Annotated in this window: 16 protein-coding genes; 7 read left to right on the forward strand and 9 right to left on the reverse strand. The window is 64.6% G+C overall.

Features of this window, described 5'->3' with window-relative positions:
* Positions 1-203: 203 nt before the first annotated feature.
* The 3 genes from CK220_RS13670 to CK220_RS13680 form a co-directional block, all read right to left on the reverse strand.
* Positions 204-989 (reverse strand): SH3 domain-containing protein, encoded by a 786-nt coding sequence (locus CK220_RS13670; RefSeq protein WP_348629659.1) that lies wholly within the window; start codon positions 987-989, stop codon positions 204-206.
* A gap of 82 nt (positions 990-1,071) precedes the next feature.
* Entirely contained in the window at positions 1,072-1,875 is an 804-nt protein-coding gene (locus tag CK220_RS13675; RefSeq protein WP_095812032.1) for a metallophosphoesterase family protein, read from the reverse strand.
* Positions 1,875-2,231 (reverse strand): helix-turn-helix transcriptional regulator, encoded by a 357-nt coding sequence (locus CK220_RS13680; RefSeq protein WP_095812033.1) that lies wholly within the window; start codon positions 2,229-2,231, stop codon positions 1,875-1,877. Before CK220_RS13680 ends, CK220_RS13675 begins: the two co-directional genes overlap by 1 nt.
* 195 nt (positions 2,232-2,426) lie before the next feature.
* Here CK220_RS13680 and CK220_RS13685 point away from each other — a divergent pair, with 195 nt between their 5' ends.
* The gene (locus CK220_RS13685) at positions 2,427-3,605 is read left to right on the forward strand and encodes an MFS transporter (RefSeq protein ID WP_095812034.1); all 1,179 of its coding nucleotides are present in this window, start codon (positions 2,427-2,429) and stop codon (positions 3,603-3,605) included.
* A 29-nt stretch (positions 3,606-3,634) separates the two neighbouring features.
* Here CK220_RS13685 and CK220_RS13690 read toward each other — a convergent pair whose 3' ends face one another.
* Positions 3,635-4,234, reverse strand: a complete 600-nt coding sequence (locus CK220_RS13690) for a LysE family translocator (protein WP_095812035.1) — start codon at positions 4,232-4,234, stop codon at positions 3,635-3,637.
* 98 nt (positions 4,235-4,332) lie between these two features.
* Between CK220_RS13690 and CK220_RS13695 the strand changes: the two genes are divergently transcribed.
* Entirely contained in the window at positions 4,333-5,199 is an 867-nt protein-coding gene (locus CK220_RS13695) for a LysR substrate-binding domain-containing protein (protein ID WP_095812036.1), read from the forward strand.
* A gap of 186 nt (positions 5,200-5,385) precedes the next feature.
* Here CK220_RS13695 and CK220_RS13700 read toward each other — a convergent pair whose 3' ends face one another.
* The 3 genes from CK220_RS13700 to CK220_RS13710 form a co-directional block, all read right to left on the reverse strand.
* Positions 5,386-6,036 (reverse strand): dihydrofolate reductase family protein, encoded by a 651-nt coding sequence (locus tag CK220_RS13700; RefSeq protein ID WP_095812037.1) that lies wholly within the window; start codon positions 6,034-6,036, stop codon positions 5,386-5,388.
* A 95-nt stretch (positions 6,037-6,131) separates the two neighbouring features.
* Complete coding sequence (locus tag CK220_RS13705) at positions 6,132-6,974, reverse strand: methyltransferase domain-containing protein (protein ID WP_095812038.1); 843 nt, start codon at positions 6,972-6,974, stop codon at positions 6,132-6,134.
* A 45-nt stretch (positions 6,975-7,019) separates the two neighbouring features.
* Positions 7,020-8,369: an Nramp family divalent metal transporter gene (locus CK220_RS13710; protein WP_095812039.1), complete on the reverse strand. Its 1,350-nt coding sequence runs from the start codon at positions 8,367-8,369 to the stop codon at positions 7,020-7,022.
* Between the two features lie 228 nt (positions 8,370-8,597).
* On the opposite strand from CK220_RS13710, the gene mntR reads away from it, so the two are divergent.
* From mntR to CK220_RS13730, 4 genes are all read left to right on the forward strand, one after another.
* Positions 8,598-9,053, forward strand: coding sequence for a manganese-binding transcriptional regulator MntR (mntR, locus tag CK220_RS13715; RefSeq protein WP_176479093.1), 456 nt, complete (start codon positions 8,598-8,600; stop codon positions 9,051-9,053).
* Between the two features lie 104 nt (positions 9,054-9,157).
* Positions 9,158-9,346 (forward strand): hypothetical protein, encoded by a 189-nt coding sequence (locus tag CK220_RS13720; RefSeq protein WP_095812214.1) that lies wholly within the window; start codon positions 9,158-9,160, stop codon positions 9,344-9,346.
* A 143-nt stretch (positions 9,347-9,489) separates the two neighbouring features.
* Positions 9,490-10,392, forward strand: coding sequence for a neutral zinc metallopeptidase (locus CK220_RS13725; protein ID WP_095812041.1), 903 nt, complete (start codon positions 9,490-9,492; stop codon positions 10,390-10,392).
* A gap of 145 nt (positions 10,393-10,537) precedes the next feature.
* Positions 10,538-11,806, forward strand: coding sequence for a TCR/Tet family MFS transporter (locus CK220_RS13730; RefSeq protein ID WP_095812042.1), 1,269 nt, complete (start codon positions 10,538-10,540; stop codon positions 11,804-11,806).
* 142 nt (positions 11,807-11,948) lie between these two features.
* Here CK220_RS13730 and carA read toward each other — a convergent pair whose 3' ends face one another.
* On the reverse strand, positions 11,949-13,154 hold the full coding sequence (carA, locus tag CK220_RS13735) for a glutamine-hydrolyzing carbamoyl-phosphate synthase small subunit (RefSeq protein WP_095812043.1): 1,206 nt from the start codon (positions 13,152-13,154) through the stop codon (positions 11,949-11,951).
* 260 nt (positions 13,155-13,414) lie between these two features.
* Between carA and CK220_RS13740 the strand changes: the two genes are divergently transcribed.
* Entirely contained in the window at positions 13,415-13,864 is a 450-nt protein-coding gene (locus CK220_RS13740) for a GatB/YqeY domain-containing protein (RefSeq protein WP_095812044.1), read from the forward strand.
* A 9-nt stretch (positions 13,865-13,873) separates the two neighbouring features.
* Here CK220_RS13740 and CK220_RS13745 read toward each other — a convergent pair whose 3' ends face one another.
* Entirely contained in the window at positions 13,874-14,803 is a 930-nt protein-coding gene (locus tag CK220_RS13745; RefSeq protein WP_245429204.1) for a murein L,D-transpeptidase catalytic domain family protein, read from the reverse strand.
* Positions 14,804-14,993 lie beyond the last annotated feature (190 nt).

Raw genomic sequence — 14,993 nt, forward strand, 5'->3', positions numbered from 1 at the left:
GCACGAAAAACCGGGCGGGGAGGACCCGGCCGGTTGTGCTTGCGATTCTGGTATCAGGCTAGGAGGGCCTTATAGGGAAGAGTTTTGGCGGATGTAACCCTGAAAATGAGGGAATAGGCAGTAGGCAGTAGGGAATAGGGGAATAGGTCGCAGCGCGCGGAACCTCGCCTTGTGCCTACTGCCTATTCCCTACTGCCTATTCCCTATTCCCCCAACGCCAGCGCATCCGTGATCTCAAACCGCTCGGAAACGCCGACGCGGATCATGTTCAGCGTACCCTCGCGGGTGAAGCGGAATTCGTCGGAAGAGTCCGAGCTGGCCGGCTGGCCGTCGTGGAAGTTGATGACGCGGGTGCCGCCGTCCGGCCAGGTCACGGTCACGACGCTGTCGCCAGCCTCATGTGCGACGCTGATCTTGCAGCGGGTCATCGGCTGGCCGACCTGGCGCGCGCAGGGGATGCTGCCGGCGTCTGGGGCAGGGGTGTCGGACTCTGCGATTGCCGGGGCAGCGAAGGCGAGGGCGTAGGCATCCTGCATGGCGATCGCGCTGATATCGGCCGCGGATGGCGGATCGGCCGGCCCGCTGCGACCCAGGCGCGCGGCGATGTCCGGCTGCGGCTCTTCGGAGGGCTCGGGCGCTTTGGGTTCCTGTGGCAAGCCGGCGTCAGTTGCCGGCACGGCTGCATCCTCGGGCGCCGGGGCCGGGTTGTCGGGACTGAGATAGCGGGCCGGCGCCCATCCGACGATATGCGCGTCCTGCGTGTCTTCGACCTTGCACCAGGGATAGTTGTTGACCGTCTTGCAGCCGTAATTCTTCACCGCCGCGCCGTTGGGCAGGCGCGCCGCGATCTTTCCGTCTGGCGAAGCGGTAGCGCGGATGTTGAGGAGATCATCCGGCGCGAGGCCGCCGATGATCGAAATGATCATGCCGGGCGCATCCTGGGCCAAAGCCGGCACGGCGGCCAGCAGCAAAGGAGCGGCGATCAGCAAGGTCGATCGGAGCGTGACTTTGCGCTTCATCCTCAATGCGCTGCAATCCTGGCGTTTCCGCTCAATCAGAGATGAACTTCGTTCAATCCTGGATATGAGCTTCGCTCAATTCTGGATATGAGCTTCGCTCAATTCTTATGAATCCGGTCCGCAGCGCGTGCGCCCATTCCGGCCGTCCCGCTGCTTCCGCCTGCTTTGCGGCAGCTTCATGGTCGTAGGCGACGGCGACCGCCTCGAAGCGGTCCGGGCGGTAAGCCGCATCCAACTCGACGATGCCATAGCGCGCATGCGGGCTGCCCTGCTCGGAGGCATGCGCCGGCGGCGTATCGTCGGAATAGGCCGGGCAACCGACGCTGCCGGGATTGAAGATGACCGGGCCGCCCGGAATGCGGATGAGTTCGCTGCGATGGCTGTGGCCGCACAACGCGATCCTGCAGGCGGGATCGAGCGACTTCAGCCGGCGCGTGATCGTTCCGAGCGGCGCGCGCACCAGCTGGCCATCGACGATCGCATCGGCAAGATACTTTTCGTCATGGTCGGGCCGGGCATGGAAGGCCACGACGCCCGGCGCGATCTCGAGCGTGAGCGGCAAGGCAGACAGCGCTTCGTGCTGGGCGGCGGTCAGCCGCTCCCGGGCGTAGCGGTCCGACGGCCACATTTTCTCGTCGGCCGGATCCTGCGCCACGCGGCGATCATGGTTGCCGCGCACCGTCGGCAGATTAAGCGCCTCCAGCCGCTGCATGGTTTCGCGCGGCCACAGCGGGCCGGAGACGCAGTCGCCGAGATTGACGATGAGGTCGGCGCCGCCGCGCCGCTCGAGATCGTGGAGCACTGCATCCAGGGCCAGCACGTTGCCATGGATGTCGGCCAGAACGGCAATGCGCATCAGGCGTCGATCTCGGTGTCGGCGGTGCCGACCGCAGGAAGTGCCTTGTCCTCGCCGGCGGCCGCGATCACGCTGTCGAGCAGGCCGGGAAAGCGCCTGTCGAGGTCGTCGCGGCGCAGCGTGATCAGCCGGCTGGTACCGGCCGCTTCGGTGCGCGTCACGCCCGCCTCGCGCAGCTTGGCGAGATGGTAGCTGAGATTGGTCTTGGAGGCCAGGTCGAGGAACTTGCCGCAGTTCATCGGCACGCCCTCCTTGCTGGCGAGAAAGCGCACGATTGCCAGCCTGGTCGGGTCGCCGAGCACGGCAAGCACGATCGGCAGGCTGATCTGATCGGCGGTTGGATGAGGCAAAGTCATGCCGCAGAATTAAGCACAAACGGAACCAACTTCAACGCGTCTCCTCTCCTTGCCGGGTTACACAGCTTCCCAGGTTTTACGCGGTCCTGACATAGGGCTGTCAGCAGGGTTCAGCTAATTTGCCAAAGCTCCGTTGACATCACGCCTGGTCATGTCCAATTGTTCAATAACTTTTGAACAAAGGACACGTGACCCATGGACAAGCGGATCTTCTGGCTTGGGCTCGGATCGTTTGCGATCTCGACCGAAGGCTTCGTCATCTCCAGCCTTCTTCCCGATATCGCCGCGGATGCCGGCATCTCCGTTCCGCTCGCCGGATCGCTGATCGCCGCTTTCGCGCTCGCCTATGCGATCGGCGCGCCGGTGCTCGCGACGCTGACCGGCGAGTGGGACCGGCGGCGCGTCATCCTGTGGACGCTGGTGTTCTTCGTCATCGGCAATATCGTCGCGGCGCTAAGTTCGTCCTTCGAGCTGCTGCTTATCGCCCGCATCGTGATGGCGCTGTCGTCCGGCCTGTTCGCGGCAACCGCGCAGGGCACGGCCGTGGCGCTGGTCGACGACCACCATCGGGCGCGCGCCATCGCGGTCGTGGTCGGCGGCACCACGGTGGCGGTCGCGGTCGGCGCGCCGCTCGGCGCGCTGGTGGCGGCGATTGCCGGCTGGCGCGGCACGTTCTTCGCCATCGCCGGCCTCGGCGCGCTTGCCGGCGCGATCCTGTGGTGGCGGCTGCCGCGCGGCATTGTCGGCACCAGGCTGCCGCTCAAGGCGCGGCTGGCGGCGGCGGTCCGTCCCGGGGTGTTGCCGATCCTGGTCACGACCATGCTGGCGCTGGTCGGCGCCTTCACCGTCTTTGCCTTCATCGCGCCTCTGGCGATCGAGGGCGGCGGCCTCAGCCCGCTGGCGCTGCCCGGCATGCTGCTTGCCTTCGGCGTCGGCGCCGTCATCGGCAACATCGCCGGCGGCCAGGCGGCGGACCGTTTCGGCGCGGCGCGCACCGTCTGCTGGTCGCTGGGGCTAAGCGCAGCGATGCTCGTTACGTTCTCGCTGATCCCGACCTTCCTGCCGCATTCGATCGCCGGGCCGGCGCTGATGGGCATGATGGTGCCGTGGGGCATCGTCGGCTGGGCCTTCCCGCCGGCGCAGGCAAGCCGGATCATCAAAATAGCGCCCGATGCCGCCCCGATCGTGCTCTCGCTCAACGCCTCGGCGCTCTACTTCGGCGTCGCCCTTGGCGCCGTGGTCGGGGGTGCGGTGCTGCGCTTCGGCGCGCCGGCCGATCTCGGCGTGATCGCGGCGGTATTCCCGGTCGTGGGGCTGGGTGTGGTGCTCGCGGGCCACGCGCTCGCTCGCCCGGTCGCAATGCCGGCAGAATAGACTTCGCGAACCTGAAGGACTGGCTCGCCTCAGGCTGGCCGCCACATCTGCAGGATCGAGGCCGCCAGCAGCAGGCCAAGCACGATGTTGATCGCACGCCATTGCCGCTCGGTTCGGAGCAAACGTGCCAGCAGCGTGCCGGCCACGCACCAGAGCGACAGCGAGACGGCCGCGGCAAGGCCGAACACGGCGCCGAGCAGCAGCGCGAGCTGCATGGGGCCGTCGGCAAGCGCCGCGAAGGAAGCGGCCGCACCCAGGCCCATCGCCCAACCCTTCGGGTTCATCCACTGAATGCCGGCGCCGCCGAAGAAGCTGTTCGGCCTGGCCATGCTCACGTCGAGCTTGGGCGGGCCGCTGCGGGCGATCCTGATCGCGAGCCAGATCAGATACAGCGAGCCGGCGATCTTCATCGCAAGCTGGAGCGAAGGGACGGCGGCAAGCAGCCCGGCGAGCCCGGCAGCACCCGCCGCCGCTACCGAAGCCAGTCCCGCGGCGCTGCCGGCCATCAGCGGCACCGAGCGGCGAAAGCCGAACTGCGCCCCGGATGCCGTCGACAGCGTCGTTGCGATGCCGGGCGTCGAGGTCGAGATCAGCGCGAACAGGACAAGGGGCATGATGGTTTCGGACATCTAAGTTTCCCGGTCGAAGGAGCTTGTATGCTAGGCGCTCGGCGTTATCAGTAAATGCAATGTTTGATATGGTTTGCATTAGAGATTATAATGTAGCGATGTTCCGCGATCTCGACACCACACTTGTCCGCACCTTCGTGGCGACGGCCGACAAAGCCAGCATGACGGCCGCGGCCAACGCCCTCAATCTGACCCAGGGCGCCGTCAGCCAGCAGATCAAGCGGCTGGAGGAGATCCTTGGCCAGACGCTGTTCGAGCGCGACCGACGTGGCTTGAGACTGACGCGTTCCGGCGAGCGGCTGCTCGAGAAGGGCAGACGTCTCTTGCGGCTCAATGAAGAGATCCTGGCGGAGATAAGCGGCAAGGCGGTCGCCGGCCAGGTGCGGATCGGCGTGCCCTACGATCTTGTCGGCACATTGCTGCAACCTGTCTTGAAAACCTACGCCGAAGCCTATCCGCAGGTGGAAATTTCGCTGGTCTGCGCGTCTTCGCCGGAACTCGCGGCGGCGCTGGCGTCAGGGGCGATCGACCTTGCCGTCATCGAGGAGCGGGCCGGCCCGGCGGCCGGCGAATGCCTGCTGGTCGACCGGCTGGTCTGGGTCGGCGCCAGAGGCGGCTCGGCGCGCTTGAAGCGGCCTTTGCCGGTCTCCATGGTCGCGGAGACTTGCGCCTTCCGTCCGGCGGTGTTGGCGGCGCTCGGCACGCACGGGCTCGATTGGCGTACCGTGTTCGAGAACGGCAACATGGACGCAACGACGGCCACGGTGCGCTCTGACCTCGCGGTGACCACCTGGCTAGCCTCGACGGTTCCGGCCGACCTCGACATCCTGGCCGACGCCGATCTTCCGGCGCTGCCGAATTTTTCCGTCAACCTGCACCTGCCGAAGCATGCCATTGCGCCCTCGGCAGAGGCATTCGCCTCTCATATTCGCGAGGGTTTGGCGCGGCATCGCCAGGCGGCGTGAGGGCAGTTTCCTCGCCCCCACGCAAGTGGGGGAGAGGTGGCTCGGCGCAGCCGAGACGGAGAGGGGGACTGGCGCTGCGGTGCCAATTTTTTTCATGGGCGTTCGCCCTACGAAGCCCCCGCTCCGGCCGCTTCGCGGCCACCTCTCCCCCGCCTTGGCGGGGGCGAGGAAAGAAGCGCCGGCACGCTACTTCCAGTTCTTGCGCCTTTCGAGCTCGGCTTCCGAAGGCTGCTCTGTCGCAAAAGATCCGGTCTTGATGTCGCCGCCACGTTCATAGGTCGCCATGATGACGCCCGTGCTGGTGGTTTGCGACTTGATCAGCTTGAAGGCGGCCGGCGTCGCGTCATCGCCGAACAGGCGCTTGCCCTTGCCCAGCAACAGCGGGAAGATCATCAGCCGGATCTCGTCGATCAGCCCATTGGCGAGCAGGGTCTGGATCAGATTGCCCGAACCCTGGATGAGCAGATCAGGTCCGTCTTCCTGTTTGAGCTGCCTGAGCCTTGCAACGACATCTGGCCCAAGCGGCTGGGTGTTCTGCCAGGTCAGGCTATCCGGCCGATGCGTCGCCACATATTTGGTCGCAGGGTTGAAGGCATCTGCGATCGGATCTTTCTGATACGGCCAGTAGGCGGCGAAGATGTCATAGGTTCTGCGGCCGAGCAGCAGCGCGAAGGGCTTGGAGAACAATTCGTCCATTGCCTCGCCCGCCACCTCGTCAAAGTAATGGAAGGTCCAGCCGCCGAATTGAAAGCCGCCGACCGGGTCTTCTTCCGGGCCGCCCGGCGCCTGCATGACGCCGTCGAGGCTGACGAATGTGGCGGCGATGATCTTGCGCATCTGTCTTCTCCCTTTGCGTGATCCGCGCCGTCGCGGCCGGATTTCGGTCTAAGGACGGACGACGAGCCTGCGTTCCGACACAGGCCCGCAGATTTCTATCGTTTGCCGTCGGCGCGAATGGCGCGGGACGAGAACCAGACATCGCCGAACACGGCGGTGGCGGTGCGATCGGGCGCCTTGTCTTCACTCAGCCAGATCGAGCGCGTTCGGCTGGCGCGTTCGCGGGTTGGCACTCTTGCCTCCGGGCCGGCGAGGGAGGCGCCGATGCAAGGGATGAACCAGGAACCCATGAAGGGTCGGCAGGCGAAGCCCGCCTGCGTGCGGGTGACCAGCACGGCGAGGCCGATACGCTCCGCCGGTCGCCAAGGGAAGATCAAGCGGCCGCCAGGCTTGAGCGCCCTCAACCACGCAGCGGGAGGGGCAATGACGGCAGCATTGACATAGATGATGTCGGAGGGCGGCAGAGGGCTGGCGACAGCGTCGCCGGCAACGACCTCGGCATTGCGGTAGGCCGCGAGGTTCACCTTGGCTTGCGCGGCGAGATCCGCTTCGATCTCGAAGGCGGTGACGCTGCCGCCGGGCTCGACCAGCCTTGCCAGCAGCGCGGTATAGTAACCGGTGCCGGCGCCGATATGGGTGACGGCTTCGCCGGGTTTCGGTTCGACCTTGCCGATCCACATGGCGTGCAGAACCGGTTCGCCGTTGTTGATGCCCTTGTCGGCATCGAGCACCACCAGCACGTTCTGGTAGATATAGCTTGGATCGGCAGTCGGCGTTTTGAACGCTCCGTCGCCGGCAAAGACGGTCCAAGGTCCAGGCCCGAGAAAGGCCTCGCGCGGCACCGAGGCGAACACCTCCTCGATGCGGGGATCGCCGGAGCGCGCATGCGCGGCCATCAGTTTGGCGTAGAATTTTCGGGCGTCTTCCGATCCGGTCATGCTTTCAGAAGATAGCGCGGCCGGCCGGGATGTCGCGGCCCGATGTCAGCCGGCGAAGGTGTCGTAAAGCAGCTTGAAGTTGAGCACCAGGATGATCGCCGCGACCACCCAGGCGAGTGCGGCGACGCCGCGCGGGATGGCGAATTTGCCCATCTTCTTCTTGTCCGAGACGAACTGCACCAGCGGCACAACGGCGAAGGGCAACTGCATCGACAGGATGACCTGGCTGAAGACCAGGAGCTGGGCCGTGCCCTTTTCGCCATAGAGCGCTGTCACGATCACGACGGGGACGATAGCAACGCCGCGCGTCAGCAGGCGGCGCGCCCATTGCGGAATGCGCAGACGCAGGAAGCCTTCCATCACGATCTGGCCGGCGAGCGTCGCGGTGACCGTCGAATTGAGGCCGGAGGCGAGCAGCGCGACCGCGAAAAGGATCGAGGCGATGCTCAAGCCCAAGAGCGGCGACAGCAATTCAAAAGCCTGGCCGATCTCGGCGACATCCTGGTGCCCGGTGCCGTGGAAGGCCACGGCCGCGACGATCAGGATGGACGCGTTGACAAATAGCGCCAGGATCAGCGCGATGGTCGAGTCCGTGGTCGCCCATTTGATGGCATCGCGCTTGCCCGCATCGGTGCGCTCATAGGCGCGGGTCTGCACGATCGAGGAGTGCAGGTAGAGATTGTGCGGCATCACGGTCGCGCCGATGATGCCGATGGCGATGTAGAGCATCGTCGGATTGGTGACGATCTCGGACGACGGCACGAACATCGAATGCAGGATCGTGCCAGCCGGCGGAGCGGCGACGAAGATCTGGATGGCGAAGCAGCCAAAGATGATGATCAGGAGCGCGACGACGAACGCCTCGAGATAACGGAAGCCCCTGTTCATGAGCAGCAGCACGAGGAAGGCGTCGAGCGCGGTGAGCACGGCGCCGCCGATCAGCGGGATGCCGAACAGGAGCTGCAGCGCAATCGCCGTGCCGATCACCTCGGCAAGGTCGCAGGCGATGATCGCCAGCTCGCAGGCGATCCAGAGCAGGAAATTTACCGGACGCGGATAATAGGCGCGGCAGGCCTGCGCGAGGTCGCGGCCGGTGGCGATGCCGAGGCGGGCGGCTAGCGCCTGCAACAGGATCGCCATCAGGTTCGACAGCATGATGATGAAAAGCAGCGTGTAGCCGAACTGGGCGCCGCCGGCGAGGTCTGTCGCCCAGTTGCCCGGGTCCATATAGCCGACCGAGACCATATAGCCGGGACCCATGAAGGCGAACAGGCGGCGAAACCAGAGACCGGTGTTGGGCACACTGATCGAGGCATTGACCTCGCGCAGGCTGGGCTGCTCAGTCTCATCGGAGCGGGCAAATTGCCACGAGGGACGGGACACTGCTTCTGACATCGGGGGGGTCCGCTGGAAGGCTATCGAGGATCGGCTCACTATGTATGCTAAGGCTGAACATTATGCAACAGGCTATACTTCATTGTTCAAGCTCTTGTGATGCGCGCGATAGGCGCGCATGCAGCAGCAAACGCCGGGTTGCACCGACCCAGGAATGCAAATAAACGGCCAGAGCACCACCGTCCGTGCTATGAGTGCGGAGCCGATTCAGCCATGAAGGAGCGCGTATTGGCGCTGAGGAACAGACCAGTTCGACGCGAAAAGCCGCTTCCTGATGCCGAAATCCATTCGGAAGGGTTCCGGCAGACCCGCGAAGCGCGCCGCAGCGCGCTTGTAGAGGACTATGTCGAGCTGATCGCCGATCTGATCGAGGACGGAAACGAGGCCCGTCAGGTCGATATCGCGGCCAGGCTTGGCGTCGCGCAACCCACCGTGGCAAAAATGCTGACAAGGCTCTGCGCCGACGGGCTGGTTTCCAGGAAACCCTATCGCGGGGTGTTTCTCACGGACGCCGGTCGCAAGGTGGCGCAGGAGAGCCGCATCCGTCACGAGACTGTCGAAGCCTTCCTGCGCTCGCTGGGTGTCAGCGCCGAGACGGCGCGGATCGACGCGGAGGGCATCGAGCATCATGTCAGCGCCGAGACGCTGGAAGCTTTTCGCCGGGCGATGACCGCGCCGCGCTGAGCCCCGACGGCGTTAAACTTCGGGACCGACGCGTCGCTGGAACCGCCGAACGGCACGCACGTTGCTCCTGACGGTGCGCGATGATCGCGTGGCAGGAGGAAACGATGGGCGTTGAACAGGCACCGACCACGAAGGGCAAGCAAGCGGCCAAAGGATTGAGACAGGCGGCGGCTCGTGACGAGCGCAAGACCGAGGCCCAAACCGGCCGTCCTCTGAAGAAGGGCGCTGAGCGTTTCGAGGAGCGATCCAGGAGCTCGGACGGTAAAAGTGCTGGCTCGAAACAAAAACTCTGAATTGTCACCCCCATCTGGAGCCGGACGCGCCGTCTTTTCGTCACTAGAAATGCTGTGACTCGGCGTGACCGTTGCGATAATTGTCTGAAGGGGGCGGTCATGGGCCGGACCTTCCAGAACATCTGCATTGCGAGGAAGTTGCCATGCTTTGGAGAGGCCGCCGTCAGAGCGACAATATCGAGGACGAGCGCAGCGACAGCGGCGGCGGGTTCGGCGGTGGCAGTCCGGGCCAGTTCCGCGTTCCGATCGGCGGTCGAGCCGGCGGCGGCGGCAGCATCATCTTCGTTATTCTGGTGGTTCTCGCCGGATGGTATTTCGGCTTCGATCCATCGCAGATCCTGGGTGATGGTGGCGGCGGCGGCCAGATTACCGAAGACAGCAGTTCGCCGGACAGCGGCGCGCCCGCCTCGGACGAGATGAAACAGTTCGTGGCGACCGTGCTCGCCGAGACCGAGGACACATGGAGCGGTATTTTCAAGGCCAATGGCCTCACCTATGAGGACCCGAAGCTGGTGCTGTTCAGCAGCCAGATCCGCTCGGCTTGCGGCTTTGCCTCTTCGGCGGCGGGACCGTTCTATTGCCCGGGCGATCACAAGGTCTATCTCGACATGACCTTCTTCCAGCAGCTCGACCAGCAGTTCGGCGCCTCGGGTGAATTCGCCCGCGCCTACGTGATCGCGCACGAGGTCGGCCATCACGTGCAGAACCTCACCGGCATCATGTCGAAATTCAACCAGATGCGGCAGGGCATGGGCGAGGCCGAGGCCAATCAGATGTCGGTGCGGGTCGAGCTTCAGGCCGACTGCTTCGCCGGTGTCTGGGCGCACTATACCGCGCAGAAGGGCATTCTGGAGCAGGGCGACATGGAAAGCGCGCTAAATGCCGCCAAGCAGATCGGCGACGACACGCTGCAGAAAAAAACGCAGGGCTATGTCGTTCCGGAAAGCTTCAACCACGGCACCTCGGCGCAGCGGCAGACCTGGCTGGCGCGCGGCTACAAGAGCGGCAAGCTTTCGGACTGCGATACGTTCAACAATCCGGTCTGAACGGCGACATAGGGCTGCGGCACGGCGGCGGGGCTGCCGGCAACTGATGTCAGGATGAGGCAGTTGCGGTCGTTCGCTTATTGTTCCGGCCGGCTGGCTCGCCTATAAGAGCCTCCCGCCCAAGGCGGCCGAGGAGCTTATCACCATGATCGACCCCAGGACCGCCAAGCGGGGCCTTGCGCTCGTTTTCACGACGCTGCTGCTCGACGTCATCGGCTTCGGCATCATCATGCCGGTGCTGCCGGCCTACCTGCAGGAACTGACCGGCGTCGGCGTCAGCGAGGCGGCGATCGAGGGCGGCTGGCTTTTCTTCGTCTATGCGGCGATGCAGTTCTTCTTCGCGCCGGTCATCGGCGGCTTGAGCGACCGTTTCGGGCGGCGGCCGATCCTGCTTGCCTCGGTGCTCACCTTCTCCATCGACAATCTGATCTGCGCCATCGCCTGGTCCTATCCGATGCTGTTCATCGGACGCGTGCTCGCCGGCATTTCCGGCGCCAGCTATTCGACGACGTCGGCCTTCATCGCCGACATCTCGAACGACGAGAACAGGGCCAAGAATTTCGGCCTGCTCGGCATTGCCTTCGGCGTCGGCTTCGTCATCGGCCCGGTGCTCGGCGGACTGCTCGGCACGTTCGGCCCGCGCGTTCCGTTCTACTTCGCCGCCGGACTCGCCTTCGTGAACTTCCTCATCGCCATGTTCTTGCTGCCGGAGACGCTAGACGAGCAGCATCGTCGCCGCTTCGAATGGAAACGCGCCAATCCGGTCGGCACGCTCGTCCAGATGCGCAACTATCCCGGCATTGGCTGGATCGGGCTGGTCTTCTTCCTGATGACGCTCGGCCACATGATGTATCCGGCGGTCTGGTCCTTCGTTTCGAGCTACCGTTATGGCTGGAATGAGCAGCAGATCGGCTTCTCGCTCGGCGCCTTCGGTCTGTGCGGCGCGATCATCATGGCGACCGTGCTGCCCCGCGTCATCCCGAAGCTCGGCGAGTGGAGGACGGCGGCGATCGGCTTAACCTTCACCGCGCTCAGCGCCTTTGGCTACGCGTTTGCGACGCAGGGCTGGATGATCTACGCGGTGATCGTCGCCGGCTGCCTGGAAGCGCTCGCCGACCCGCCGCTGAGGAGCCTTGCAGCCGCCAAGGTGCCGCCTTCGGCGCAAGGCGAATTGCAGGGCGCGATGACCTCGATCTTCTCGATCACCTCGATCATCACGCCGCTGCTCTATACAGCGATCTTTTCCTGGTTCACCGGCCCGAGCGCGCCGGTTGAGTTCGGCGGCGCGCCTTATGTGCTCGGCGCGGTTTTCCTCACATTGGCGGTGATCGTCTTCGTGACGAAGGTCGCCAAGCCGACACCGAAGGAGGTCGAGCGCATGCATGCGCAGGAAGCGGTAACCGACGCGGCTTAAGCCGTGTTGATATTCAGGTGATGCCGGCCTGTAAATGACCGCTTCCTGCGCTTCCAGTGCGCACGTCCGCGCCTCGAAACCCGCCATTTTCGGCTCGGCCTGACCCAAATCTCAATACGCCTTGGACTGGGTACGGTCTGAGCTAGGCGCGCTCGGCCAGCGCCGGCTCGCTGCGCCGCTCGCGAATGAGATTGACGAAGCGGCGGAAGAGATAGTGCGAATCCTGCGGGCCGGGCGAGGCCTCGGGATGGTGCTGGACCGAGAACACCGGCCGGCCGGTCAGCGCAATGCCGCAATTCGAACCGTCGAAGAGCGAAACGTGGGTTTCCTCGACGCCTTCGGGCAGCGAGTCGGCGTCGACGGCGAAGCCATGGTTCATCGAGACGATCTCGACCTTGCCGGTTGTGTGGTCCTTCACCGGATGGTTGGCGCCGTGATGGCCCTGATGCATCTTCTCGGTCTTGCCGCCGAGCGCCAGCGCCAGCATCTGGTGGCCGAGGCAGATGCCGAACACCGGGAGATCGCTTTTCAGCAGGTCCTGGATGACCGGCACGGCATATTCGCCCGTCGCTTCCGGGTCGCCGGGACCGTTGGACAGGAAGATGCCGTCCGGCTGCATGGCCAGGATCTCTTCCGCACCGGTCTTGGCCGGCACGACGGTGACCTTGGCGCCGAGGCCGGCGAGCAGGCGCAGGATGTTTCGCTTGACGCCATAGTCGATGGCCACGACATGCAGCGACGGCTCGTCCTGCTCGCCGAAGCCCCTGTTCCAGGCCCAGGGCGTCTCGCGCCAGACCGAGGATTGGCCCGAGGTGACCTCCTTGGCGAGGTCCAGCCCGATAAGGCCCGACCAGGCGGCGGCACGCCGCTTCAGGTCGTCGAGGTCGAAAACACCATCCGGTGCATGGGCGATGACGGCGTTGGGCATGCCTTTCTCGCGGATCAGCACGGTGAGAGCGCGAGTGTCGATCCCCGAAAGCGCGACGATGCCGCGCCGCTTCAGCCACTCATCGAGATGCCCGGCCGCCCGGTAGTTGGAGGGGTCGGTGACATTGGCCTTGAAGATCGCGCCGACGGCGCCCGCGCGGGCGGCTGGATGCAAATCCTCGATATCCTCGCTGTTGGTGCCGACATTGCCGATATGCGGGAAGGTGAAGGTGACGATCTGGCCGGCATAGGAGGGATCGGTGAGGATTTCCTCATAGCCGGTGAGCGCGGTGTTGAAGCAGACTTCGGCGACCGCCGATCCGGTGGCGCCGAGGCCGCGGCCCTCGATCACCGTGCCGTCGGCAAGCACCAGAAGGGCGGTCGGCTGTTCGGTGGCCCAAGGGGCGGTGGTGGCGGCCATGGCGGCACTCCTGTCAGGCGCGGCGACTGGTCAACGGGACCGCTCGCGCAGCAAAGCGCGAAGCAGGATTTTCCAGCCTCCGCGCGTCAACTCATTGTCTCATGCAGGAGCGAGTACATAGGCGAAGGCACCCAAACGGTCAATGTGGCGGCCCCTAGCCAGATATGATTTGCATTCGTGCAGCAATATCAGAGGCTTGCCTGCATTTGCGTTGGGCCACCAGCAAAGCTATTGTCCGCCGCGATCGAAGGAGAAGCATCATGCGCGAGAAAATCGCCGAATCCATGAAGAGCGCGATGAAGGCGCAGGACAAGCACCGCCTGCCGACGCTCAGGCTGATCCAGGCCGCCATTCACGACCGCGACATCGCCAATCGCGGCGCCGGCAAGCCGGCGGCGAGCGAGGAAGAAATCCTGCAGATCCTCGCCAAGATGGTGAAGCAGCGTGAGGAATCGGCCAAGGCTTTCGAGGACGGCACGCGGCCGGAACTGGCGGCGCAGGAGCGCGGCGAGATGGAGATTATCCGCGAGTTCCTGCCGGCACAGCTCGACGATGCCGCGATCACGGCGGCGGCGCGCGAGGCGATCGCAGCCACGGGCGCGGCCAGCCAGAAGGACATGGGCAAGGTGATCGGCGCGCTGAAGCAGAAATATGCCGGCCAGATGGATTTCGCCAAGGCCAGCGCCATCGTCAAGGGGCTGCTCCAGTAGAAGACCGGCTCAGTACTTGCAGATCGGCACCGGCTGCTGCGGCGGCGCCGGGTGGTCTTTCTTGTACTGCGCGATGATCGGCTCGAGGGCCTTCTTCGGCCAGAATTTCGGCGAGCCGATTTCCTTCAGGCAGGATGCGTTCCAATAGACTCCCGCAGCCGACAGCGCTTGGCCAGCGGCCTTTGCGCGCGCGACAGCCGCGATGTCGCGCGATTCAGGATAGATGTAGAGCGTGGTCGGGTTGTTCTTCACCAACGGGATGATCTGCTCGGCATCGGCCGGCGACCAGCTGGTGCAGCCATTGCTGCGGCCGCCGGCATAATTCACCAGCTTGCCGAACGGGACAAAGCCGTCATGGTCGGCATATGAGCTGTTCGGATCTTTGCGCAGGCACATGCCCCTGAGCAAGGCAGCCGGATGCCCGCCGATCACGCGCTGCCTGGCATTCGCCGCTTCGCCCTCGCCGTCGAACTGGATGAAGCTGCGCATGAACACCGCCTTCTGCCCGCCGACGCGGTAATAGCCCTTGAAGGACGTCTTGGTCTCGGCGGTCATGTAGGCTCCGCCGGCCGTCAGTTCGGAGTCCATCGCGTTGCCGAAGTTTTTCGCGCAACGCCTGCCGTTGGAGAAATCGGCAACGCCTTTGAGGTTGCGGCCGCCGCCATGGCCCGAAGAAACCGCTCGAAAGACCTGCTTGGCCTCGCAGATGATATAGTAGCGTTGGCCAAGCACACTGTTGCCCAGGTCGCCGGGCCGAGTCGCATCCATGGCGAAGTAGCAGGGATTACTGACCGAGCCGTCGCTAACCTTCTTCTGGTAGAGCGCGCGCGCCCGCTCCAGCACGACCTGCGAGATCTGACCTTCGTTGTCGCCGACATGGCGCTGCAGCCAGTCCGGAATGTTCGATGGGCGCAACGCTGCGAACGAGCCGACCGACATCGTCAGAGCGGCGAAGAGGAAGAGGACGGCCGCACCAAGCGAAACAGATATCAACCGCACCGTTTTTGCCCCTCCTGTCGAATGCCTCGTACCCGTGAATCACCCGGGCCGATCATAGAAGGTCTCGCACGCATCGGCGAAACACTTCAAGTTTAGCGGCGTCTTTGGAGGCCGGATTTTCGGGCCGCTT

The sequence above is a fragment of the Mesorhizobium sp. WSM3860 genome, assembly GCF_002294995.1.
Lineage (GTDB): Bacteria > Pseudomonadota > Alphaproteobacteria > Rhizobiales > Rhizobiaceae > Mesorhizobium.